Origin of the sequence: Nocardia sp. NBC_01009 (genome assembly GCF_045208035.1) — a bacterium.
GTDB lineage: Bacteria > Actinomycetota > Actinomycetes > Mycobacteriales > Mycobacteriaceae > Nocardia.
In genome coordinates this window covers 5,633,297-5,656,723 of record NZ_CP108695.1, presented here as the reverse complement: position 1 = coordinate 5,656,723, position 23,427 = coordinate 5,633,297, and the positions used below count along the sequence as shown (strand labels likewise).

Genomic DNA, 23,427 nt, shown 5'->3' with positions numbered 1-23,427 from the left:
TCCGCCTGACCCCCGCCTGGCCCGAGCGGTGACTGGTCCTCGCGCTTGCACACCACCCGTGTCTTCGTGCCGAGTGGGTGGGCTGCGGAGGTTGGGGTATACGTACAACAGAGGTCCTGACCAGGTCTTAGGGAGGATGAGATGCGACGAGCGCTCTTTCTGGCAGCGCTGGGAGTAGGGGTGCTGGCCCTGCGGCACCGGGCATTGCGATGGGGTGCGACACCCGCCGAAGCCCAGGAACGAACCAGCGCGCTGCTCGTGACGGGTGGTCGAGAAACGGGGCCACCGGCTCTGGCGCGAGGTAGGCCTGCAGGTCCGCGCCCACTCACGAAACGGCAGCTGCGGCAAGAACTCTCGATACTTTGCGTTCCATGGTGGACCGCTGATCACCACCAATACGTCGGCGTGAGTGCCGTAATGCTCAGGAGGGGCGAAGTCTCGCACTCACGCTCGGAGCCAGCTGCACAAGGCGAGTGCGCATGAAGATAAGTGTGTCCAGATCAGCGAACTTCGCATACCGCAGGTAGTTGCGGTCGGCCGGTGACGCATATTCCGGGCGTTCGTCGTTTGGGATCTCCGAACACGCGATGTCGACTCTTGCTCCCGGTCACAGTTGCCAGAAGCTGCGCACCGCGTCATCGAGGTCATCGCGCTCGAGGTTGTTGTCTGCTGGCAATGCTGATTGTGCAGGCAGGAACACCGGCTCGACCGGAGGTGAGAGCAGGAGATAGGTGAGGGTGTCGCGGGCGCGTGCGGCGTGGCGCCGGATGGTTTTGATTGCGCATTTCCGGCGGCTGGCCGACGATTCCTGCCGATCGGTGAGGGTAGCGAACCGGTGTTCAGGCAGCAGATTGAAATCTACTCGAGCGTAAGGGCGTTCGTTGACGGCGGTGACGGTGCATCTGCCGGGATCCACGGAGATGTGCGCGCACAACGCCGGGATCGGCTCCTGGTCCACGGCCGGCGAGTCCGGCGCGTCCACCGCCTGGACTCGGCTCCAACTGTCGGCCGCGAGCAGATTCGCCGGGAATGAACCCTGCCCCTGCCCGTGGTGCGTCAGCGATAGCCAGTCCGCTTTTATCGGTGGCGCGCCAGGTGCCTGCGCGGTGTCATCCAGGGATGCGTTTGCTACTCCGGTTCCGAGAATGACCGCGAGTGGCGAGATGATCGCAATCAATATCGGACGTGATCGGAGCCAACGACCGGCTTCCGATAATCCGCGCCCCTGAACGTCTACCAGCGCCTCTCGGCCTGGAGTATTCGTCGCTTGCGGCGCAGACGGTTTAAGCCGACGACGCGGCCGGGACGGGGTGAATTGTCGAATCCTGTGTGAGCCCGGCAAATCTGTGGCTGTGCCCAGTCGATGCGCGACACACCCTGCAACATCGATGCGTCGGGCTGGTATCCCACTATGCTTGCCATGTATTTAGCCATGTGGGTCTATTAAGACGATTTCGCCACCGCTGATGTACATCCGATTCGAAACGGGATCAAATATGCGACCTCGATTCGTCGTTATCGCGACCGCTGTGGTCGCGGCTGTCCTGGCTTTGGTCCTGTGGCAGGGCGCCGAGCCGAGCCAAGCCCAACCGCCCGGTGCGGACGTCTCCGGTGCCGGGATTCATCTGAAGACATCGGTGGACAACGTCAAAGTGGACCCACCGGGCGACCGGATGCCGAACTTCCTCATGACGTTCGCGCATGCCGCGCAGCTATCGGGCGACTACTCGCTGACCGTGGAGGGCAATGGAATAACGTCCGGCCAGGCCGTCGCGGGGTTCCTCCTGGGCTGCGCGATCAGTCTGAGCAACGGCTTCACCGTCGGAATCGATCCCAATCAAGGGCTGTTGGCGAGTATTTCCCCCGATTTCGGCCAGTCGGACCTCGATTTCGGCCAGGCGGACCCCGATTTCGGCCAGTCGGACCTCGATTTCGGCCAGTCGGACGTTGCCGCCAACCTGTCGGGTGTGACGCTCACGCCGGGGCCCACAACGCCGAGTGCCCCCACCACCTCCCGCAGTGCCGCCCCCATCTCCCGCAGTGCCGCCCCCATCTCCCGCAGTGCCGCCCCCATCTCCCGCAGTGCCGCCCCCATCTCCCGCAGTGCCGCCCCCATCTCCCGCAGTGCCGCCTCCACCTCCGAGAGTGCCGCCACCACTTCCCCGAATGCCTCGACCAGCCCGTCCTCCGCGAGCCTCGGACCGACCGTCGGCGGCGCGTTGGGCTTGACCGAGGTCCTGGAAGCCACCTTGGCACCGGGCGAGATCACCACCGTCACGACAGTGACGGCCAACCTGGACGACAAAACGGTGTTCCCGTACCACTTCATTTTCAACAACGCCGCGTTGAACGTCGGCCAGTGTGCCTCACCGGTATCGGCCGTCCCCTTCGTCACCGCCACGGTGAGTACCGCGGTGGGGACGGTGCAGACCACTGCCTACGGCAGCCAGTTCACCTTCTGATCCAGCGATTGCGCTGTACTCGGCGGTGGTCAGACCTCGCCGCAGGATCCACACGCCGATTTCGTGGCCGGCACGTTCAATACCTCGGTGAGCCGAGGGGAATCGAACCCTACAACAGGAGCGGTGGCAACCGGTGTCGCCACCGTTGCCTGCCGTGTCCGACCGAGTCGCTCCGCCCGCCGCGGCCCGCCGCACCGCGGCGACGGCCGGAAAGCGGAGATTGGGCAGCAGTACTGAGCAGGTCTGCCCAGTCTGTGCGGCGCGATCATGTTCTCGCAGTTCGGGCCAGCGCATGAGAGCACGCGAACACGTTTGGGAGAAGGCGACACCGATGGCGTGGATTTGTACGCGAGAGGGGCCTTGAACTCGTGACGACACTTATCAGTGAATCTTGGCGTCACTGCGGCTCGTTCAGGGCGGCGAGTGTCGGTGAAATTTGATGTCACCCAATCACCGGTGAACAGGCCCTCGCGATCCGCGACAGCCTGGACTTGAGTCTCGACAGCTGGGCCACCCAGCTGATGTGCTTGGTGGCCCAGCCTCGGGGTTCGCTAGCTCGGGTCGACAGGGCTGTTGTGGTAGGCGGCGACCAACCACCTGTCGTCAAGCCTCTGGAGGACCCAGGTCGCATTGACGAGCCGGTCGGCAGGCACTTCGGTTTCGCCGGCGAACAGGATGCCGGCCTTGCTGACGACGATTGCGTAGTCCTGACCGAGGAACCGGATGTCTTGGATCTCGTCGGTCACGGTCGAGTTCTGGAGGTAGGTAGAGAAACTTGCAGCCATGCTTTGCCGGACTTCCTCCCTGTTCCGTCGGTAGGCCCCGGGCATGATCACGGTGGCGTGCTCGATGTAGTCCGCGATAAAAGTGTCCGCGTCACCGGCTGCCCATGCTTTGTACTGGTCGGCCAAGACTTGGTTGATCGCCGCACAGTCGTCCGTTCGGGTCATGTTCATGGCATTCCTCCGATTTGTTGGCACGGCCCACCGTTTGGACCATTTAGCTATCCGACGCGCGAGCACGCCTCAAATCGACAACCTGAACGGAACGTCGCCGCGGGTTCATGACTTGGCGCGTTGGGATGCGGCGGCTAGCGATTGTGAACTCGACGAGACAAAACTCCGCAGCCTGGGCAGGCTGCCGGCTCGTCTCGGGTGCGCACGTCCAGTCGCACCCGCAGCCCTACTGAGTCCCACCATCGATCCGCAGCCCGTCCAGATGCGGAAACAGAACCGCCATCGGCCCAAGATCAGAACACCGACAACATGATCGATCATCAAGCCCCCGTTCGCATTCCGAGCCGGGTCAAACACGCAGACTGTGCCAGATCCATTTTGCCGTGCCGTCGACATCCGTCGGGTCGGTGTGAGTTGTTCGGCCCATGAGTGTCCTTCAGGGCTCCAGGTACAGGCGTTCATTGGGCAAGCGTGGGTACCTACGGCTGTCATCAGGTATCACTGCGAGATGTTTCGGATAGCAGCGGTCACGGCAATCTTGTATGAACAACAAAGCCGCAGTGACGCACGCGGTGAAATCGAGGCGCACGTGACCGAGTTGCACTGCAAGGTGCACGTCCGCTTCCTCCGGATGCGGAGACATCTGGCTATCCATGTCAGGCTCGAGCCTCCTTGGGTACCGGGCAGAAATCTGCGCGGCCATCCTCGGCGATCGGTTCCTTGACCTCGAATAGCAGTTCCGCTGTGCCCCACACGTTGTCGGCGGAGTCCATGATCGTCGCGCCCGACCGCAGGTAGTCCGCGTCATCGCACGATGACCCGCGGCAGGTGCCGGATTCGACGGATACCTCATGCCCGGGGGAGATCAGTTCGGGGGCCCGGGCCGGGGTCGTCGCTACGCGGTACTCCGGGTTCTTGATTTCGCGGGGGATTCCGATTTTCACAGGCAAAAAGCTCCTGAACGTGCGTATCGAGGTTTGAGCGACAGCGCCGCAGTTGATGCCAATGTGAGGTGCATCGCCAGTTAACCGATTTCCAATTATGAGTATTCGTCACCGATATACCTATACTGCTGCGGAAAATTCTGACATTGCTCCGTACTTCTGCTGTATGTTCACCCAGAATGCTTGATCTGGGTTCGGAACCGAGAGATCTTCGGTGCGGGAGCGATGAGCCCGCCGCGCGGCTCAATGTCGTCACTGATGTGGAGCCAGGCAGCCATGGTGCCCCACTACTGCGACAAGACCGGCCGAACCCGCCTGGCCTGGTCGCCGTTCGGTAGCGCGCAGGCGGACCCCTATGTATGGGGCACTGCAACAGTCGCCGACTACCGACTGCCTGCGGACCTACCCAGGACCGCGGAGCCGCCCGCCATTCCGCAGACCGCCGCGCGGAGCGTCGACTCCACTGCGTCACTGGCTCAGGCCCGGCGTATCGGAGTGCCGATTGCGGGCGACCCGCGTCCCGGATCCGTCCGCTGAGTTCCCGCCATGGTCACTCGAAATACCCGGCCCACGCGGGGCCGGGCCTTGGTCGTGCAAGTGGGACTTGTCAGGTCGCGACCTTCTGGTTCCAGTCGATGACGAACCGGTGAACCGGGCCGAACATCTTCTCCGGCTTCAGAAATGTGCGGGTGGCCAGCGGCATGGTGAGGCCGAAGAGGGCCTTGGCGATGGGGCCGGAGGTCTTGCCGCTGTTGGTCTTGGCGGCATTGTTCGAGATGTCCTCCACGCGGGGGCGGCGCAGCCGCTCGTAGGCGGCGAACGCGGCGGTCGGGTCGGTGATGTCGCGCAGGCAGCGGGCAAGCTCCACCGCGGACTCGATGGCCAGCGACGCGCCCTGACCGGAGCTGGAGGAGGGGGCGTGCGCCGAGTCGCCGACGAGCACCATCCGATCGCGGAACCAAAGTGGTAGGTGCGGCATCCGTTCCATCGGGCCCGCGACGATCATCTTCTCAACGCTGGTTCGCTGGAACAGCTGCTGGCCCGGGGTGTCGCCGACGTGTGCGGCGCGCAGCTCGGCCAGCCACTTCTCGGCGGAGACGGCCTTGGCCTCGGCCATCGTCATCGCCTCCTGCTGTGGGAGGTTGCTGAAGAACATGTCGCTGCCGTCGGGTTGCCGCCAGTAGCCGTAGAACGCTCGTTTGCCGAATGCGAAGTGCATGGCGTCGATATCGCCGCCGCCACCGTCGCAGCGCCTGCCGTCGGGTGTGAACTCACCGAAGCCGAAGCTCATCAGTCCGGTGTACTCGGGGCCGGGAGCCTCGGGGTCGATCAGGGTGCGGACAGTCGAGTGGATGCCGTCGGCGCCGATGAGGATGTCGCCCTCGGCGCTGGTGCCGTCGGTGAATGTGGCGACGACCCCTTGCGCGGTCTCCGTGACGTCGACCAGCCGTTTTCCGTGCTCGATCGCGATCCCGTTCGCCAAGGCGTGGTCGTGCAGCACACCGAACAAGTCCGCGCGCAGCATCACACAGCTCGGCGGCAGGCCTGGTAGGGCGTCGACGCGCATGAGTTTGCGTCCTCGTCCTGTCTCCATGACCATGCTGTGCAGCGGGTGTCCGGCGGCCCGCACCAGTTCGTCGGCGCCGACCGTTTTCAGTGCGGCCAGTCCATTCGGGGCGACGGTCAGCGCGCCGCCTACGTCGCGGGCTGCGCTGTCGTACGCCTCGAACACCGTCGCTGCGATGCCGGCTTTCCGCAGTGCCAGTGCCGTCACGGGTCCAGCAATGCCGCCACCGATGATCAACGCGGTCTTGATTCCCATGATCGTTCCATCTCTTCGATCCTCGCGATCGGTGCCCGGTCGACCACCGAGTTGATAGTGTCATAGAAACTAGTTGCAATGCAACTAGTCGTCCGAAGTTGACGTCGGCCGGGGTTCATCAAGGGCGGAAACAAGGCGGATCGGGCAATATGAGCCGGACGTTGAAAATCCTCTGACCTGGACGGGAAAGGATCAGGCGGACACCCGAGGACGAAATCCAGTTCCCTGGGTCGAGTGGTCGCAGGTCAGATCCTGTTTGGCGGACTGTTCGTCACGTGCGTTGATGCGGCGTGTGCAAACGTGCTCGTTCCGCGAGGTTGCATCGGCTGTCATTCGTTGCTGGTCTGCTCGGATTCGGCCGGTGCAGTGGGTCGGGCAGCGTTGCGCTGCCCGCGGTGGGACCAGCCTGTGACTGACGAATTCGTTGATGCACGGCTGACAGGCAGTCAATGACGTGGCGGGTACGTCATGACCCGCAACACTTAGCTGTCTCCTTCCTGAATATCCCGCGTGTTAGACGCGCAGCAGGAAGTAAGCGGCGGTTCCCGAGCCGATGACGGCGCCGCCGTAGCAGACCAGGATGATCAACGCGCTGAACTGCTCGAGCCGCAAGCCGTGGTACAGCGCGTACCGGAAGCGGTGTGCCCAATGGAATAGAGCCAGCACACAGAGTCCGAAAAGGACCAGCCGGATGACAGGATGACGCAACACCGAGAGCAGGTGTGCGTGGTCCGGCGCGGGAAGCCAGCCCAGCGGGAAGGCGAGGCCGAACAGGAACAGCAGCACCGGTATGAGCAGCGCGGCGGCCATCCCGCCGACGCCGAACAGCAGCCACGCCAACGGTTCCAGGGACCTCCTGCTTTTCATCGCAGCACCACCAACAGCACGATCGTCGTCAGCAGACCCCACAGCAGGTAGTGCAGCCCAAGGATCACGACCGGTGCGACGCGTCGGTTCCGCACACGCACCACCATCGCCTTGGGCGCGAGGTTGAACCAGGTGACCGTGTGCAGAAGCACAAAAAGCAGGGCGATCATGTTCAGTGCGAGCACCCACGGGCCGGCGCTCCAGCTCAGAAACCGCTGGTACTCCTCGCTTCCGGAACTGACCGCGTTGACCAGAAGCAGGAGATATACCACGAACCAGGCGACGAACACGCTGCTGAGTTCGCGCAGGACGAAGATCAGGTATGAGCGGCGTTGCGCCCACCAGAACGTGGAGATCGGTTTTCGGTACAACCGGGGTGTCGTGGTCATCGCGCCCGCCAAGGCATGAGGAAATCTCGGAGCGATTGCGTGGCCGCGGTCAGCTTGTAGCGTTGGATCGCGCCGGCCGGGTCGACCCCCTTGGGGCAGGCGGTGGTGCACTCGCCGACAAGGGTGCAGGACCATACTCCCTCGGCGGACGCGAGAACGTCCCGCCGATCTCCGGCTCCCTCATCGCGCGAGTCGAGGTTGTAGCGTTGGGCCAGCGCGATCGCCGCCGGACCGAGGAACTCGGGCTCGAGCGCGTAGACGGGGCAGGCCGAGTAGCAGAGCATGCAGTTGATACACATGCTGTACTTCGTGTAGTTGTCCATTTCGGACGGTGTTTGCAGGTACTCGCCGTCTTCGAGTGGCCGGTGTTCCTCCCTGATCAGCCATGGCTTGACCTCGGTCAGCTTGTGCATGAAGTCGCTGATCTCTATGACGAGATCCCGGATCACGGGGAAGTTGCGCAATGGCTCGATTCGCACCGGCCCCGGCGCGTAGTCGGTCAGGAAAGTGGCGCAGCTCAGTTGTGGCTCGCCGTTGACGGTCATGCCGCAGCTACCGCAGATGCCCATCCGGCAGGACCACCGGTAGGACACCGTTCCGTCGAGGTAGTCCTTGATGTAGTTGAGGCCGTCGAGCACCGTCCATTCCTTGCGCAGCGGGACCTCGTACGACTGCAGTACCGGTTCGTCCTCTTGCTCCGGTCGGTAGCGCGCAACCTGCAGGGTTATCCGGTCCACCATCGTTATCACCTCCCGTATACGCGTTCGCCGGGAGGCCAGCGAGTAATCGTTACCGGGAGGTACGAGACCTGCCCCGAGCTGTCCGGCTGCCGATGGATCACTGAATGGGCCAGGAATCGCTGGTCGTTCCTGGCGGGGAAATCGGTCCGTTGGTGCGCGCCCCGGGATTCCTCTCGCGCCAGCGCGCAGGCGATGATGCATTCCGCCACATCGAGCATGCACGACAGCTCCAGCACCGCCACTAGTTCGGTGTTGAACGCCCGGCTGTGGTCATCGAGGCACGCGCTGCCGAACCGCTCGCGAAGCTCGCGCAACTTGTCGACCGCCTCGGCGAGTGAATCGCCGTCCCGGTAGATCCCGGCACTGGTCTCCATCGTCTTCTGCATCTCGGTGCGGATGTGTGCGATGCGTTCGGATCCCTCGGCGTGTCGCGTGAGGTCCCGTTCCAGCCGGTCCTGTTCGGCGCGGCCGCGCGCCAAGACCGCCGACGTCGGTCCGGCCGTGGCCGAGCTCACGTACTCGGCGGCGGCACGACCGGCCCGCGCACCGAAGACCAGCAACTCGGGGAGGGAGTTGGACCCGAGCCGGTTGGCGCCGTTGATACTGACGCACGCGACCTCTCCGACGGCGTACAGGCCCTCCAGCGGTGTCGCGCCATGGATGTCGGTATGGATGCCGCCCATCATGTAGTGGACGACGGGGCGTACCGGGATCAGCTCCCGGACCGGGTCGATGTTCTGGTACTTCGAGCACAGCTCGCGCACGAACGGAAGCTTCGTGTCGATGAGATCCGCACCCAGGTGGCGTATGTCGAGGTGGACGACATGTCCGTACGGTGTGCGGATGGTCCGGCCCTTGTCGAGTTCGTGCACGAAGGCCTGCGACAGCCGGTCGCGTGGCCCGAGTTCCATGCTTCGCATCACCGGCACCGATGAGGGCGTCCCGAGGTCGTAATCCTGTAGGTAGCGGTAACCGTCCTTGTTGAGCAGCCAGCCGCCTTCCGCGCGTGTTGCCTCGGTGATCAAGATGCCCGTGAACGGCAGCCCGGTCGGGTGGTACTGGACGAACTCCATGTCCTTGAGCGGCGCGCCTGCCCGGTAGGCCAACGCCATACCGTCGCCGGTGTTGATATTGGCATTGGTGGTGAACGGATACACCCGGCCGCAGCCTCCAGTGCACACGATGACAGCGCTGGCGAGAATGGTTTCGACGCGTCCGGTGGCTAGTTCTATGGCTACGATGCCGCATACCTTGCCGTCGTCGACGAGCAATGTTGTGGCGAACCACTCGTCGTACCTGACGATGTCCTGATAGGACAGTGCGGTCTGGAACAGGGTGTGCAGCAAGTGAAAACCGGTCTTGTCGGCTGCGAACCAGGTGCGATTGTTCGTCATGCCGCCGAACGCCCGCACCGCGATGTGCCCGTTCGGCCGGCGGCTCCATGGGCAGCCCCAATGCTCTAGCTGGAGCAGCTCCCGCGGTGCTTCCTCGACGAAGGCCTCGACAGCGTCTTGGTCACAGAGCCAATCGCTGCCGGAGACCGTGTCGTATGCATGCTCTTGCAAGCTGTCGCCGGGACCGGCGACTCCGGCGGCGCCACCCTCAGCGGAGACGGTGTGGCTGCGCATCGGATAAACCTTGGAAACGATCGCGATACTCAACCGCGGGTTGTGTTCCGCGATGGCGATGGCCGAACGCAGGCCCGCGCCGCCCCCGCCGACGATCACGACGTCGTGAGAAGCGGTCATGGTGGCACCACCCGGGTGTCGTCCGTCAAGCCTCGAAGTCGGCGCTGTGCTCGTCCATCAGGACCTTGCCGTCATGGCGGACGATTCTGATCCGAATGCTGCCGTCGTGGAATTCGCGCCGAATCCGGCGGCAGCCACAGTCGTAACGCAGATTGTCAATGACCAAGCCCGCCTCGTCGTCTTCGCGGTGGCGAGCCCCGCCCCTCAGTTTCCCGCACGGGGCGCGCTCCCTGCTGAACTGCTCGGTGGCGCTTAGCATCTCCATCTCCCGGCGAACCGGTGGCACACCTCACTGATAGGTACATAAGAGTACGCGCATTGCGCCGAGGCCGCAGGAGGCGTGCTGGTCTGCCGGACGTAGCCCACCCACCTGCGCCGGCGGGACGGACGGCTGAATCGCCGTCGATCGCCGCCGCCCGGGAATACCTGGGCCGGGGCGCGGGTCGCACGATCCCGATCGGCATGTCCCCGCCCAGGACCGCCGTGTCAGCCGGCACGGCCATGCGTTCGCGGCCGTCCGGAGATGCCGCTTCGCGGGTTCCAGGGAGCCGCCGAACTGCACGACCATCCCTCCGGCGCGCCGGAGATGGGCCTGACCGGCGGTAGGCCCTCACCTGCGCCCGGATGTGCTGCAGCAGCACTGCTCGCAATCGTTGGAATTTCGATGGAGGTCATGATGAGTTGATGACGCGAAGCGATGATGACTGGGGGTCGGCAGGGGCGGGCGGAGCGGTCGCGGCCGGTGCGGTGATGTCCGTTGCCGCTGCTGCACCCGCGGTACGAGAGATCCGGGTGCTCGCATTGAACACATGGCACAGCGGCAGCAAAATCTCTAACGGTATTCAGCTGATCACCGATCTCATCATCTCGACACAGGCCTCGATCGTGCTGCTCTCGGAGGCAACCGAAGCGACCACGGCCGTTGCGGCCGAACTGGTGCGGCGGGGGCGCGAGTTCAACGCCGTCCCTTCGCACGACACGGGAATTCTGTCGGTGTTTCCGGTCGAAGACAGCGCCGATCTGCAATGGATGGTCAAGGCGCGGTTGAACATCGGCGGAAAGCGACTCACTGTCTACTCCGCGCATCTGGAGTATCGCTGGTATGCCTCCAACCTGCCCCGAGGGTACGGACCCGGGGCCCCGGCGCCGGGCGAGTTCGCCGAGCACGAGTGGAACAAGCTGCCGGAGGGCCCAGTGACCGACCCTGCCGTGATCGGGCGCATCAACGCGGCCTCGGGCCGCCCCGAGGTCATCAGCAACTTTCTCGCCGACGCGAAAGCCGAGATCGCCGACGGGTCTTCGGTCATCATGGGTGGCGACCTGAACGAGCCGTCCCTGCTGGATTGGACGCCGGCCACAGCGAGCTTGTTCGACCACAACGGTGTGGTGTTGGCGTGGGAGACCACTCGACGCCTGCAACAAGCCGGTTTCATCGATGCCTACCGATCGATGTATCCGGACCCGGCCACCCATCCCGGACTCACCTGGCCCTCGGACAACGTCGATGTGGAGGTCTCCGAGCTCGCCTGGGCTCCTGAGGCCGACGAACGCGACCGCGTTGACTACATCTTCGCTCATGGTGCCGCGCTGTGCCTGTCTGCCGTGGGCATGATCGGCCCGCGCGGGTCCATCGTGCGTGGTACCCGACCGCAAGAACCAACCCAGGACAATTTCCTCGCCTCGCCAGCGCAGTGGGGCAGCGACCACAAAGGCATCGTCGCGACATACCAACTCACCGACTGACAGAGAGGAGGGGGTGCGCACCTCTGCCCGGGGCCGACCCACCGACTGGCGGCGCATGCGGGTACTACGCTGCCGGAGCAGCTTCAGGTGATTTTGGATCATTTGGATCCGTTGCCGGGGTGATGTTGAGTGCGCGCGGTATGACGTGTTGGCCCACAACGAGCCGTATGAAGTGTTGTGTCCTGGCTTCTCGACCGGCGAACGCAACGTCGCCCGCCGGGTGTTCCTTACCCCGGAATGTTGGTCGGAAGGTGTTCAAGCGCCGCGTGATTCGGCGAGGCGGCGCATCCAGTAGCGGAACCAGTTGTGGCCAAAGGGTATGTACACGCGAACGGGGATTCCGCGGGCAGTGAGGTCGTCTATCACCTCTGGTCGCACGCCGAGTAGCTGTTCGACGGGTACGGGGCCGAGCGAGGCGAGGACTGCTTCGCGGAGGACTCCATCGTGGGTGGCAAGGGTGAATGGCGCTTTCGCCGTAGCGAGCCGGTGCGCCAAGCGCAGGTAGGCGATGTCGGTGGGCTCGCCGTAGGGGAGGGCACGATCGGATTGCTCGACGTAGGCGCCTTTGACCAGCCGGATGTGGATACCGGCATTCAGGAGGCGTTCCACATCGTCGGGGGTGCGACGGAGGTTGGCCTGTACGGTGGCACCGAGCCGGTCGGCCAGCCCTCTGCCAGCGACGTTGAGCACACATGTCAGCACGGCGTCTGAGCGTGCGTGGTCCTCGGCTCCGACCTGGATGCGCCGACCCTCCGGTAGGGCCCGCGCGATCGCTGTGATGCGGTCGGCACAGCCGCGCGGGTCGATATCGAGGCCGAGGTGGGACAGGTCGATCGCCAGCCAGGTGTCGTCCGAATCGGTGAGTTGACCGGCCAATCGGAGGTAGTCATCGGTAACACGCTGTGCGACGGTCGGGTCGTCGACCAGTTCGCCGAACTGGTCGATACTGCTGGCTACGTTGCGCGCGGAGAGTTCCTGGGCTGCCCGGATCGCGTCGTCGGCCGCGGTGCCCGCGACGTAGGGTGACGCTGCTCGCCACGCCATGTCCTGCCCCCACGGCACGGTCTTGACGATCCGCTCCAAGCGGGTATTGGTGGCAAGGCGAAACAGGATCGCGCGATCAATCGACATGGCCTCATAATGGCAACGGTCGAACGCCCAGCCGCATTCAGGCCACAGCTCATGTCGCCCATCGGGTGTTCGGATCCGCACGTGCCAGCCCCGGACCGGTTGTCCGAGAACGTAATTCGACTCTGCCGGTTCGAACGCGCGACAGTGCCGATGGGCGTGCTGCCAGCTCGGTTCGAACTCGGCGTCGGCGGCTACCGCACTCGGGGATAGCGGTGCCGAACCAGATCCGTCGCGAGTCGTGCCTCGAGCGGATCAGTTGATCGCGTTGGACGCGATCCGGAGGTAATCGGGTCGCGGCGCGGCTGGTTGAGTGGCAGTCGATCTGAAAGAACGTGGCCTGGCAGTTGTGGACCCTCAGGCCCGACGACTCTACGACCCACGCGGGCGTGCCGACGCGCTCGTGACGGTTGGTGACGGAACAACCTTGCCGTATCTGACCAAGGAACTGGTCGAGGACCTGCTCGCCGATCCTCCCGATCCGAACAATCCGTTTCTCGTCATAGAACGCGAAGAGCAGTACTACGTCCAAACCTGCCTGGACTCCGACGGTGTCTACGAACTGGAATATCGCGCGGGTTCAGAGGATGAACATTTTCACGTGCATACCTCCGACCGCAGCCTGGTGCGCGATGTTGTATGGGCGTGGTCGACCGACAATCTGTGGTGGCGCGATGCCGTTCGGTGGCGCGATCTGACGATTGAGGAACGTCCCGGCTAAGAGAGTGCGTGACAGCAGAATTGGCCGAGATCCGGGAGCAGCTGGCGGCGGTCGCGGAAATGATCCCGAAAATATCGGAGGTAGCGCTGACACTGTCGGTGGAAACGGATGTTTCTGACGACGGCGAATCGAATTGACCATCGGTCGGCCCTCGCCGACCGATGTCGAAACCAGCCAGATGTGTCGGGTGCGTTCAGTTCTCGGGAGTCCGGTATAGGGATGGCCAAGGCTGGGCCGGGTGGGTGAGGAGTTCGAGTAGGTCGTCTCTTTTGGCCTAGATGTGGATCAGTGTGGTCCGCAGCTGGTCGTTGTCTCCCAGCCATTGTTGGGTGCGGACGGTGTCGGTGCGTTTGGTGATGTCGGCCTGAACTTCGTCCAGGCGTGGCAGATGTGTGGGTTCGATCGGGAGCCACAATATCCACACAGCGAATATTCATCTGAACCACTGGCCGAAACTGCACGTCCTATGGCGATGCGACAACGAGACCGGAATCGCCAACATCCTACGCTGGAATAGCAATAAGCTATGAAATCGGCCCGGTGGTCGCCTCGGTGGCGGCGCCAGGGCTTGTTGTGAATCCACGTATCAGTCGACCACTCGAGGAGCAGGTAAATGACTGTTGTAAACGTTTGGGGTTCGCTCAGTCCCGTGGCACGATCGGCGTTTCCTGCGCCGCCCGAGCCGCACGATGAATGGCCGCTGACCGGCGGTACGGCATGGGTCTACTACAGCCCGCTGAACCGGCGCCAGCTCGTCCGGCCGGTTATCCTCGCCGATGGGTTCTCCTTGGGCGCGAGTGATCTCGGTGAGCTGTGGGCCGGGCTGGAGGAAAACGGCAGATACCGTTTCATCTCCGAACTACACGCTGCGGGCCGGGATGTGATCGTGCTGGGTTATGACGATCGGACGGCCTCGATCATGGACAACGCAGATACCGCCATCGAATGCATCCGCAGGGCCATATCCGAGCGTGTGGGTAAAGCGCGGCTGGTCGTGGGTGGTTTCAGTATGGGCGGCATGGTCACCCGCTACGCGCTGGCCAGGATGCAGCACGATCGCGATCTGCCCGACCCCGAAACCGCCATCTATCTGTCCTATGACACGCCGCATCGCGGTGCGTGGCTGCCGATCTCGATGCAAGCGTTCGCCCATTTCCTCAAGGACAATTGGGGCGCGAACCACCCGATCTTCGGCCAGTTCTCCGACCTGATCAACAGCTCGGCGGCCCGGCAAATGGCGCGCTGGCACATCGGCAAGATCGGCGACGAGGTCGACCAGGCTTCGGAACGCATGACCTTCCTCAAGCAACTCGAGGCGGTCGGCGGATGGCCCAAGGGTATGCGCAAGATCGGCGTTGCCAACGGCGTCGCCACCGGAGCAGGAAACGGTATCGACCCCGCGCAGACCGCGACGAGCGGTCGGGGTGAGCTGATGGAGGCCACCCTGCGCACCCAAGCACTCGGCGACCAGGTCGTGGCAACCCTGCACAAAGCCGATGAATCTCCCCTCGAGGTCCACGTCGACGGGCTGCCCGACATCGACGGCGCACCTGGCGGCCTGTTCCCCGAGAACCCGGTTGTGCCAGGCAATCCGGGCAGTTTCGGCATGGCAGCGATGCTCATGGGACTGCTCGGATCCGAGACCGATCTCCAGGTCAACACCTCCTGCTTCATCCCCACCGTCAGTGCCGTAGCCGCCGGTGACATCAGCGACCGTGACACCCTGTACAGCCCGATCATCTCCGGCGACAGCGAACTCGACGCCTTCGCCTGCGCGAGCAGCAACGAGGGGCACACCACCATGACCGAGGAACTGGGCGCATGGCTGGTGAACGAAATCACCTCCCACACCTGATAGCACACCCCGAACAACCCGCGCATTGCTGAATCAGGGCAGCCGCACCGGCACACAGGCGCACGGTGCGGCTGCCCCAAGCCCCCACGCCGCCGTGTCGAGCCACCAGCCACGGGCTAACTAACCAACACGTTCGGTCGAACTTCTCCACGCATCCCTTGGCCGGGTGGCCGCCGCACGGACGCCAATACCGTTGCTGCGCCCTGGATCACGTCGGCCTGGGGCCGCTGCGCGTTGTTGGCCGCCGCCAACTCACGCAGCTTCAGGCTCAGCACCCGGCGCCTGGCAACCCGGCGGCTTTCCATTGCTCGACCGGCTCACCCAGCTGACCACCCTCACCTCTACGAGGCTCGAGGCGGGCGGACATCGGGCCAGGATCGCGGGTTTGCCGATCATTTGCGGCGACAGTCGTATACTCGCGATATGGCGGATGAATCGTCCTCCACCGAATTCCCCGAGGCGCCGATTCTTGTGGTGCAGACCAGGGAACGCGTCTATCGGCTACGTGCCGGGGGCGCGTACAACGTCGGTCGCGATCCGACCGCCGACATTGTTGTGACCGATCCGCGCGCATCTTCGTTGCACGCCGTTCTGGAGCGTGGTGCGGACGGTTGGGAAATCGAGGACGCCGGTAGCCTCAACGGCACCTTTTTCGCGGGCCGTCGCGTCGAACGGATGGTGATCGACCGGGACGAGACGTTCCAGCTCGGGCACGCCGTGGACGGCGAGCAGTTGGTCTGCTCGGTGGAAGTACCACCCGGCCACGAGACTGGTGGCGATGTCGGGGGAGACACGGACTTCGGGGGAGACACGATGGTCGTCCCCGATCCCGGCTACAGGCTCGACGACGAAGCAACGGTCAACTTCGACCCGGGCCGGCCCCGGCGAGTTTCGCGGTCGTCACCTCCGGCGGCACACCCCAGCGCGGTCGTCCGGATAACATCGCCCACGCTTCGGATCGGACGCGCGGCCGACAACGACGTTGTTGTGCCCGATCTCATGGTCTCCCGCCATCACGCCGAGCTGCACACGGTCAGCGGCGGCAGGTACCGGATCGTCGACCTCGACAGCCACAACGGCATCTACATCAACGGCTCCCGGATGGACGCCGCGGACCTATCCGAATCCGACTTGATCGGTATGGGGCACACCACGTTCCGGCTGGTCGGCGACGAGCTGCGCGAGTTCGTCGACACCGGTGACGTGTCGGTCTCGGTGCAGAACCTCACCGTGCGGACACCTGAAGGCAAGGTGCTCCTCGACGGGGTGGGCTTCCCCATCTCGCAGCGCTCGCTCGTCGGGGTCATCGGGCCCAGCGGAGCGGGCAAGTCGACGCTGCTCGGCGCGGTCACCGGGTTGCGGCCGGCGACGGAGGGGACGGTCCGCTACGACGGACGCGACCTGTACACCAATTACGACGAGCTCCGGCACCGGATCGGACTGGTCCCGCAGGAGGACATCCTGCACAACCAGCTTCCGACGCGGCGCGCGCTGCTCTATGCGGCCGAGCTGCGCTTCCCCGGTGACACGGGCAGCGAGGAGCGCGAGCAGCGGGTCGACGAGGTCCTCGACGAGCTCGGCTTGACGCGGCACGCCGATACCCGCATCGATAAGCTCTCGGGCGGGCAGCGCAAACGCGTGAGCGTCGCAGTGGAGTTGCTGACCAAACCGTCTCTGTTGTTTCTCGACGAACCGACCTCCGGCCTCGACCCGGGCCTGGACAAGACGGTCATGGAAATGCTGTCCGAACTGGCGCACGACGGGCGGACCGTCATCGTCGTTACGCACAGCGTGGCGAATCTTGATTCCTGCGACCGCCTACTGGTCCTGGTGCCCGGCGGTCGGCTTGCCTATTACGGGCCGCCCGAGGAGGGGCTGCAGCAGTTCGCACAGCGCACCTGGGCTGAGGTGTTCCAGGCATTCGATCGCGAGGACGAGCGCGACTGGGCCGGTGAGTTCCAGGCGTCGTCACGCTTCGAGAACTACGTGGCGGTCGGACTGACCGACGATGTCGGCCCAGCGGAAGTGCGCCCACCGGCGCCGCCGCCCGCGCAGCAGTCCAAGCTTGCCCAGCTCAGTACCTTGTGCCGGCGATATCTGGCAGTGATTGCCTCGGACCGAAGTTATCTGGCGCTCCTCGGCGTGATGCCCCTACTTCTCGGTGGCTTGATCGCTGCAGTGCCGTCGGGCGAGGGGTTCGCCGGGCCGCCGGGATCCAACACCGATGCCCCGACCAAGCTCATGGTTTTGGCGTTCGCGGCATGCTTCGTCGGCACCGGCAACTCGATTCGCGAGATCGTCAAGGAACAGACGATCTACCGCAGAGAACGCGCGGCAGGCCTGTCAGCGGGGGTCTATCTGATGTCGAAACTGCTGGTCCTGAGCGTGATCACCACCCTTCAGGCGGTGGTGTTGGTTTTGGTCGGCACCATCGGTGTGGATATGCCGCCCAAGGGGCTTTTCATGTCAGTCGAGCTGGAGCTGATCCTGGCGATGGCGCTGCTCGGCATCGCATCGTTGGCATTGGGCTTGCTGGTGTCGGTGTCGGTGGACACCTCGGAGAAGACACTGCCGCTGCTGATTGTGCTGTCGATGGCACAACTGGTGCTCACGGGCGGGCTGGTGCGGCTCCCCGGCACACTCGGCCTAGAGCAACTGGCCTACATATCGCCGTCCCGTTGGGGGTTCGGCGCGGGAGCCGCCACCCTCGACCTCGACACCCTCACACCGCACACGGGCGGACCCGACCCGATATGGAAACACACCCTCGGCACCTGGTTGGTCGACATGGGAGTCGTTGCCGGGCTTGGGGCTGTCTTCCTCGCGCTGGCCTGGTATCGCCTGTACCAGCTGCGTCCACGGCGCCGCGGTGCCCGCCGCGCGAGGCTTTGACGCCCAGCGACGCGAACCGACGGCTCGGCGGCTGGCTGGTTTCCGCTTAGGTCAGGGCTTGAAGCAATCGTTGGATTGGCGATGCGGCTCGCCGAGCTCGCGGGCCAGGAACGACATGATGACCGACCAGGCTGAAGCGATCCGCAGCTCGCCTTGCACGCCCGCGGTGAGGATGCGAACTCCGAGCGCATGTCGTCGAGGTGTCGAAGACCGACCTGAAACCAAGTGGATCACTCTGAACCAGGGTGATCCACGGTCGGTTCAGTAAGCGCGGGAGAAGATCACCCGCTTGCCGTAGGCGGCTGGTGTGTCACAGCGCACGCAACGGCCCGTCTGCGGCGGCCCGTCCAACGGCACACATCGCGGCGTCGCCGAGGTCACCGTCTTGATGTCGTCCTCACAACCCGGCTGCCCGCAATGCAGCGCCCGCACCCATCCCGATGCGACACCGGATTCGAACGACACCCAGTCCCCGACATCGGAGGTGTGCGTATCGCGGAACTCGGCTGCCTGAGCCAGCAGGAACGCCTGGAACTCTTCGAGAATGCCCGGCATGAGCTGCGGCAACATATCCAACGGCACCGACTGCTTACCCTGATCGCCCAAACGACGCACGAGCATCGCAGTCCCGGCCGCGAGATCACGTGGCCCCAACTCGACCCGGACCGGGACACCCTTGAGTTCCCAGTCGTTGAATTTGAATCCCGGACTGAACTGGTCGCGGTCATCGACGTGCACCCGCACCCCGGCACTGCGCAGCCCCACGGCCAGCGTCTGTGCAGCAGCCACCACGTCCGCGCCGTCGCCGCGGGTGATCGGCACGATCACCACCTGATAGGGCGCCAGCCGCGGCGGCAGCACCAGGCCCCGATCATCGCCGTGAGTCATCACGATCCCGCCGAGCATTCGGGTGCTCATGCCCCAGGACGTGGTGTGGCACAACTCTTCTCGCCCGTCCATGTTGGCATAGCGGATGCCGAACGCCGTCGCGAAATTCGTGCCCATGTAGTGCGATGTACCGGCCTGCAAGGCTTTACCGTCGCGCATCATCGACTCGATCGTCATCGTCGAGACCGCGCCCGCGAACCGCTCACCTGGTGTCTTCTCGCCAGGCACTACCGGCATCGCCCCGTAGTCGCGCGCCACCTCCTGGTAGATGCCCAGCGCGAGCAGCATTTCCTCGCGCGCTTGCTGCTCATCGGCGTGCGCGGTGTGGCCTTCCTGCCACAGGAACTCGGTGGTGCGCAAGAACATTCGCGGCCGCATCTCCCACCGGACAACGTTGGCCCACTGGTTCAGCAACATGGGCAGATCCCGATGCGAGGAAATCCACTTGGCCATCATCTCCCCGATGATGGTTTCCGACGTCGGCCGTACAACCAGAGGTTCCTCGAGCTCCTTGCCTCCCGCGTGGGTCACCACTGCCAATTCGGGTGCGAACCCCTCGACGTGATCGGCCTCGCGCTCGAGGTAGCTCTGCGGAATCAGCAGCGGAAAGTACGCATTCTCGTGCCCGCTCGCCTTGATTCGCCCATCCAGTTCGGCCTGCAGTAACTCCCACACGCGATAGCCATACGGTCGGATGACCATCGTGCCTTTGGCTGGACCGCGGTCGACGAGGCCGGCCTTCAGAACCAGCTCGTTGTACCAGGAAGCGAAATCCTCACTCTGGGCGGTCACACCGCGCTCATCGCGTGCCATGCGACAAGGCTAATGCCCCGCAGATGGCGGAGTGATCTGGCTTGCTGCGATGCTGACTGCATGGGTGCTGAACAGCGATCGTGAAGAGCGTATCCCCGCAACCGTCGCGGCGTAGAACTCTGAGCAGGCGACGACGTCGCTCGATCGGCCCTGGACGTATGGCCTCAGCCGGGCCGTCATGCGCACAGCCAGCCAGCGTCGAGATCGGCGGCCGAGTCACCGATCAAGTCGCTCGCGAAGGGCCGTCGCCGTACGGCTCGAGGTCGCCGACCACGACACCGGCGCAGAGCAAGCCGACCGTGCGCCGTTTCACCTTGCGGCGTTGATGTCTCGTGGACGTGATCTGCTCATCCAGGGCCGTGCCGAGGGCCGGTGCCGTTGGGTTGTTTCAGGGCTCGATGATCGAGACGGGTGCCGTCACCGGCGTTCGTGACGTAAGCGGTGTGGGTGCTCGGGTCCACTGCGAGGTTTTGTGGTTTTTTCCCTACGCCGATAGTGGCGGTGGCAGTTCGTTTTCCGATATCGATGATCGAAACCGTGTTGTCGCTGGTGTTGAGGATGTAGGCCACATGCGAGGAAGTGTCGATCGCGATTTCTGTTGGCTGGTCACCGACGGGGATAGTCGCGACCAGTTCACGTCGTGTGGTGTCGACGATGGCGACTGTGTCGTGGCGCTGGTATGTGGTGACAAGTGCGACGCCGGCTTCGGAGTCGATGGCAACACGCCAGGGAGTCACGCCGACAGTGAGTGGTGTGACGGAGTGGCTGACAGCATCGAGGACCGATATTTTGTCATCGGTCTCATGGACGGCGTATGCGGTTCGCGTTGCGGAATCGACTGCCACATCTCGTGTGCTGGCACTCGCAGACCAAATCCTGCTGGCGAAGATCGCCTCGATTTAACCACATCATGCCTTATTCGCGGAGATACGCGTCGGTTACGTTTCGCGAACGTGAACTTGGTCGGAGCGAACCTTTCTTATTCAATTTTGAGAGATACGAACCTGAACGGTGCACTTTTGTTCGGTACAAATATGCATGAAGCCTGGATCGGCGGTGCAAACCTGACCGAATCTGCAGTACTCGGATCTCACCCGAGCAAACCTCACCAGAGCAGCGATGGGCGGAGGCGTGGACGTCAGGGGCGCAAGGATGACCCGAGCAAACATGACCGGCGTGCACGACCTCGCCGGCATCAGCTACGACGGCACGACAATTTGGCCCGCAGGCTTCACGCCGCCGCCACAGTGATCCAGGGAATGCCTGTCGTTCGAGCCGTCACTGAGATCACTTGTGGCCGTTCGGTATATAGGACGCCGACGACATGCGCGGGAGGGCGTCGGGGACGGGTTGTTGTCAGGCTTGCTGCCTGCCTCGTCTTGGTAGTGGTGATGAAAGCTCCACTGGGGTGCGACGGCCGTATGCAGGGTGGGAGCGCGGTCCAGACGGCCGGTTCCGTCGTCTCGGGAACTCACCTGATATCGGTGATCACAGGGTGTCACCTGTGTGCCTTGCCGCATTGTCAGCGCAGCCCACCTTGCCTGCTGGCGGTAGATACGGGCCGGCTCGGCCTGGGCGTTTGATCGATCATTTTCCCAGTTCGGGAGTGGTCGAGTGGCGTTAGGGTAGAGGGGGGAGAGTGCGAGGAGTCGAAAGATGAGCACCACCATTGTGATCGTGATCATCGTCGTCGCGGTTGTGGTCATTTTGCTTGTGGCCTGGGTGTTGATAGGCAAACGGCGCGAACACCAGCGGGTCGAAGCCGAGGGTATCCGTGACCGCGCGGCGGAACAGGAATTCGAGGTCGGTCAGCGGGAGGCGCGGGCGGAGGAGACTGCTGCCCGGAGCCGGGCGGCAAAGGCGGAAAGCGAGGTCAAGGCGGCACAGGCTGAGCAGCTTGCGCAGCAGGCGCACGTGCATCGCAACGAGGCAGCGGATTCGCGAAACGAGCTGGACAAGGAGTGGGAGCGCGCGGATAAGGTCGATCCGGACTCGAAGTCGGGTGAGACGCAGCAGGGGGCTGATCCTGAACCGCCGTCGCGAAGCCCCTGACATTGATCCTGAGGTTTCTCCGGCTGTCGGGGACTCGGGAACATGAGCACCGACGCAGCCGTGACCACTACGTTGTGTTGAGCGGTCCGGCGTCTGAAGCGTGTCGGATTTGCATTGACCTGGCCCGCCAGGGTTAGACGACGGCCTGTACGCCAATGGGCGTGGCTGGCGTCACGCCATCGAGACGGGGTTGCCCTACTCCCGGTCGTTCGGACCGATGACGAGTTGAGCGACCAGGTAATTCCCACGAAGACCGACACGGCGCCGCTCACGAGCTGGCCGGTGCTACTCGTTGTTCTTTCAGCTCGGATCGGCCCACCTGTAGTGGTGGTGCATGCACGCTCGCTGGGCCGGCTGGTCGCACGGTGCTGCGTAGTCCGCTGTCGGCGGTCAGGTCGACGATGATGCCGTGCAAATCACTGTCAGTTCGGTTCGACATCGGGCGGGAACGCGGAAAGGACGAAACGGAGGACAAGTGATGGTGATTGCGAACGGAGTGCGCCTGGTTCGGGCCGACGTGCCCGGTCACTCCGATCATGCGTCAGGGCGTGGAATATCACCACGCCATGCACCCGTTTCGTGGGGCTGGCCTTCGATGAAGTGCTTGAAGCGCTGCATATCGCCGTTGACCCGATGCTTCAGCACGCCGAGCTTGTCGGCGGCGCTCTCCACGAATCCCTCTGGATCGACCTCCATTTGCGCGGTAATCCTGGTGTGGGTGTCGTCCAGGCGATGGAAAGTGATCACGCCCGCGTGGTTGGGACCATTGTCGGACTTCCACGCGACACGTTCGTCGGGATGCTGCTCGGTGATGGTCGCGTCGAACTCCCGGATCGAGGGTCCGACGTGGATACGCCAGTGGGTGTGCTTGTCGTCGAGCTGGTCTACCGCCTCCACACCCAGCATGAACTGTGGAAATGTCTCGAATTGCGTCCATTGGTTATAGGCGGTGCGGACCGGTACCTCGACATCGACACTGGCAGCGACGGTGCTCATCTGAACTCCTTTTCCGGCGCGTCGCCCGGGCCCGAGTCGGGCGGGCGAGCAACCTCGTCGAGAGTCGCCCTGTCCGAGCGTCTCAGGTCAAAGCGCGGCATACCCGGGCCCGTCCGGACCAAACGGCGATCATGGTGATGTCGACGATCGTCTCGTGGTGGTCCGGTCTGATTCGCGTTCCGGAGCCGCGGCCGGTTCCGCCGCGGTGACGACCTTCCGATCTTTGCCGGTGGTCGGGGTTGGCAGGAATGCAATGGCCGGGACACCGCACGCGGAATCCTTGGTCTCCGGGGCGCGCGCGACGAGGTGGTCGCCGCGCGGTACCGGGCGCGCGCACTCGGCGCGCGGCCATACGAGTCGCGCGCCGAGGATCGCCTGATGCGGTGGCCGTTCGCCTGAGCCGCCACCATC

23 protein-coding genes and 1 pseudogene are annotated in these 23,427 nt (G+C 64.0%); 10 read left to right on the top strand and 14 right to left on the bottom strand.

Translation table 11 applies throughout. The annotated features are described in order from the left end of the window. Positions 1-607: 607 nt before the first annotated feature. Positions 608-1,177 carry a hypothetical protein gene (locus tag OHA42_RS25290; RefSeq protein ID WP_406230339.1) on the bottom strand — a complete coding sequence of 190 codons (570 nt, stop codon included), beginning with the start codon at positions 1,175-1,177 and terminating at the stop codon, positions 608-610. A 319-nt stretch (positions 1,178-1,496) separates the two neighbouring features. Between OHA42_RS25290 and OHA42_RS25285 the strand changes: the two genes are divergently transcribed. Further along, complete coding sequence (locus OHA42_RS25285) at positions 1,497-2,462, top strand: MspA family porin (RefSeq protein ID WP_406230338.1); 966 nt, start codon at positions 1,497-1,499, stop codon at positions 2,460-2,462. 551 nt (positions 2,463-3,013) lie between these two features. Here OHA42_RS25285 and OHA42_RS25280 read toward each other — a convergent pair. Further along, on the bottom strand, positions 3,014-3,412 hold the full coding sequence (locus OHA42_RS25280; RefSeq protein WP_406230337.1) for an SgcJ/EcaC family oxidoreductase: 399 nt from the start codon (positions 3,410-3,412) through the stop codon (positions 3,014-3,016). A gap of 662 nt (positions 3,413-4,074) precedes the next feature. Further along, positions 4,075-4,362, bottom strand: coding sequence for a hypothetical protein (locus tag OHA42_RS25275; RefSeq protein ID WP_406230336.1), 288 nt, complete (start codon positions 4,360-4,362; stop codon positions 4,075-4,077). A 258-nt stretch (positions 4,363-4,620) separates the two neighbouring features. On the opposite strand from OHA42_RS25275, the gene OHA42_RS25270 reads away from it, so the two are divergent. Further along, positions 4,621-4,899: a hypothetical protein gene (locus OHA42_RS25270; protein ID WP_406230335.1), complete on the top strand. Its 279-nt coding sequence runs from the start codon at positions 4,621-4,623 to the stop codon at positions 4,897-4,899. Between the two features lie 70 nt (positions 4,900-4,969). Here the strand turns inward: OHA42_RS25270 and OHA42_RS25265 are convergent, their stop codons facing one another. The 6 genes from OHA42_RS25265 to OHA42_RS25240 all read right to left on the bottom strand — a co-directional run bounded on the left by OHA42_RS25265 (position 4,970) and on the right by OHA42_RS25240 (position 10,094). After that, positions 4,970-6,184: an FAD-dependent monooxygenase gene (locus tag OHA42_RS25265; protein WP_406230334.1), complete on the bottom strand. Its 1,215-nt coding sequence runs from the start codon at positions 6,182-6,184 to the stop codon at positions 4,970-4,972. Between the two features lie 513 nt (positions 6,185-6,697). Continuing rightward, positions 6,698-7,051, bottom strand: coding sequence for a fumarate reductase subunit FrdD (gene frdD, locus OHA42_RS25260; RefSeq protein WP_406230333.1), 354 nt, complete (start codon positions 7,049-7,051; stop codon positions 6,698-6,700). Further along, complete coding sequence (locus OHA42_RS25255; RefSeq protein ID WP_406230332.1) at positions 7,048-7,440, bottom strand: fumarate reductase subunit C; 393 nt, start codon at positions 7,438-7,440, stop codon at positions 7,048-7,050. Before OHA42_RS25255 ends, frdD begins: the two co-directional genes overlap by 4 nt. After that, positions 7,437-8,180 carry a succinate dehydrogenase/fumarate reductase iron-sulfur subunit gene (locus tag OHA42_RS25250; RefSeq protein ID WP_406230331.1) on the bottom strand — a complete coding sequence of 248 codons (744 nt, stop codon included), beginning with the start codon at positions 8,178-8,180 and terminating at the stop codon, positions 7,437-7,439. The genes OHA42_RS25255 and OHA42_RS25250 overlap by 4 nt, the downstream gene beginning before the upstream one ends. 5 nt (positions 8,181-8,185) lie before the next feature. Beyond that, on the bottom strand, positions 8,186-9,928 hold the full coding sequence (gene frdA / locus OHA42_RS25245; RefSeq protein ID WP_406230330.1) for a fumarate reductase (quinol) flavoprotein subunit: 1,743 nt from the start codon (positions 9,926-9,928) through the stop codon (positions 8,186-8,188). Between the two features lie 25 nt (positions 9,929-9,953). Beyond that, the gene (locus OHA42_RS25240) at positions 9,954-10,094 is read right to left on the bottom strand and encodes a hypothetical protein (protein WP_406230329.1); all 141 of its coding nucleotides are present in this window, start codon (positions 10,092-10,094) and stop codon (positions 9,954-9,956) included. A gap of 518 nt (positions 10,095-10,612) precedes the next feature. Here OHA42_RS25240 and OHA42_RS25235 point away from each other — a divergent pair. Together OHA42_RS25235 and OHA42_RS25230 are read left to right on the top strand one after the other, a co-directional pair. Then, on the top strand, positions 10,613-11,671 hold the full coding sequence (locus OHA42_RS25235) for an endonuclease/exonuclease/phosphatase family protein (RefSeq protein ID WP_406230328.1): 1,059 nt from the start codon (positions 10,613-10,615) through the stop codon (positions 11,669-11,671). 145 nt (positions 11,672-11,816) lie between these two features. Further along, entirely contained in the window at positions 11,817-11,966 is a 150-nt protein-coding gene (locus OHA42_RS25230; RefSeq protein ID WP_406230327.1) for a hypothetical protein, read from the top strand. On the opposite strand, the gene OHA42_RS25225 is transcribed toward OHA42_RS25230, so the two are convergent. After that, positions 11,927-12,802, bottom strand: coding sequence for a proline dehydrogenase family protein (locus tag OHA42_RS25225; protein WP_406230326.1), 876 nt, complete (start codon positions 12,800-12,802; stop codon positions 11,927-11,929). The two genes, OHA42_RS25230 and OHA42_RS25225, sit on opposite strands and share 40 nt — an antisense overlap. A gap of 310 nt (positions 12,803-13,112) precedes the next feature. Between OHA42_RS25225 and OHA42_RS25220 the strand changes: the two genes are divergently transcribed. Together OHA42_RS25220 and OHA42_RS25215 are read left to right on the top strand one after the other, a co-directional pair. Then, the gene (locus tag OHA42_RS25220; protein WP_406230325.1) at positions 13,113-13,520 is read left to right on the top strand and encodes a hypothetical protein; all 408 of its coding nucleotides are present in this window, start codon (positions 13,113-13,115) and stop codon (positions 13,518-13,520) included. Positions 13,521-13,528: 8 nt separating this feature from the next. Then, positions 13,529-13,657 carry a hypothetical protein gene (locus OHA42_RS25215; protein ID WP_406230324.1) on the top strand — a complete coding sequence of 43 codons (129 nt, stop codon included), beginning with the start codon at positions 13,529-13,531 and terminating at the stop codon, positions 13,655-13,657. A gap of 137 nt (positions 13,658-13,794) precedes the next feature. Here OHA42_RS25215 and OHA42_RS25210 read toward each other — a convergent pair whose 3' ends face one another. Then, positions 13,795-13,944 (bottom strand): hypothetical protein, encoded by a 150-nt coding sequence (locus tag OHA42_RS25210; protein ID WP_406230323.1) that lies wholly within the window; start codon positions 13,942-13,944, stop codon positions 13,795-13,797. 189 nt (positions 13,945-14,133) lie between these two features. Here OHA42_RS25210 and OHA42_RS25205 point away from each other — a divergent pair, with 189 nt between their 5' ends. Both OHA42_RS25205 and OHA42_RS25200 read left to right on the top strand, forming a co-directional pair. Further along, on the top strand, positions 14,134-15,375 hold the full coding sequence (locus tag OHA42_RS25205) for an esterase/lipase family protein (protein ID WP_406230322.1): 1,242 nt from the start codon (positions 14,134-14,136) through the stop codon (positions 15,373-15,375). Between the two features lie 423 nt (positions 15,376-15,798). Next, positions 15,799-18,267 (top strand): FHA domain-containing protein, encoded by a 2,469-nt coding sequence (locus OHA42_RS25200; RefSeq protein WP_406230321.1) that lies wholly within the window; start codon positions 15,799-15,801, stop codon positions 18,265-18,267. A 261-nt stretch (positions 18,268-18,528) separates the two neighbouring features. Here the strand turns inward: OHA42_RS25200 and proS are convergent, their stop codons facing one another. Together proS and OHA42_RS25190 are read right to left on the bottom strand one after the other, a co-directional pair. Next, on the bottom strand, positions 18,529-19,968 hold the full coding sequence (gene proS / locus OHA42_RS25195; protein WP_406230320.1) for a proline--tRNA ligase: 1,440 nt from the start codon (positions 19,966-19,968) through the stop codon (positions 18,529-18,531). A 347-nt stretch (positions 19,969-20,315) separates the two neighbouring features. Beyond that, positions 20,316-20,705 carry a YncE family protein gene (locus tag OHA42_RS25190; RefSeq protein WP_406230319.1) on the bottom strand — a complete coding sequence of 130 codons (390 nt, stop codon included), beginning with the start codon at positions 20,703-20,705 and terminating at the stop codon, positions 20,316-20,318. Between the two features lie 66 nt (positions 20,706-20,771). On the opposite strand from OHA42_RS25190, the pseudogene OHA42_RS25185 reads away from it, so the two are divergent. Next, positions 20,772-20,984 (top strand): annotated as a pseudogene (locus tag OHA42_RS25185) (pentapeptide repeat-containing protein); the annotation flags it as partial. A gap of 640 nt (positions 20,985-21,624) precedes the next feature. Then, complete coding sequence (locus OHA42_RS25180; RefSeq protein ID WP_406230318.1) at positions 21,625-22,020, top strand: hypothetical protein; 396 nt, start codon at positions 21,625-21,627, stop codon at positions 22,018-22,020. A gap of 534 nt (positions 22,021-22,554) precedes the next feature. On the opposite strand, the gene OHA42_RS25175 is transcribed toward OHA42_RS25180, so the two are convergent. After that, positions 22,555-23,016 carry an SRPBCC family protein gene (locus tag OHA42_RS25175; RefSeq protein WP_406230317.1) on the bottom strand — a complete coding sequence of 154 codons (462 nt, stop codon included), beginning with the start codon at positions 23,014-23,016 and terminating at the stop codon, positions 22,555-22,557. Between the last annotated feature and the right edge of the window lie 411 nt (positions 23,017-23,427).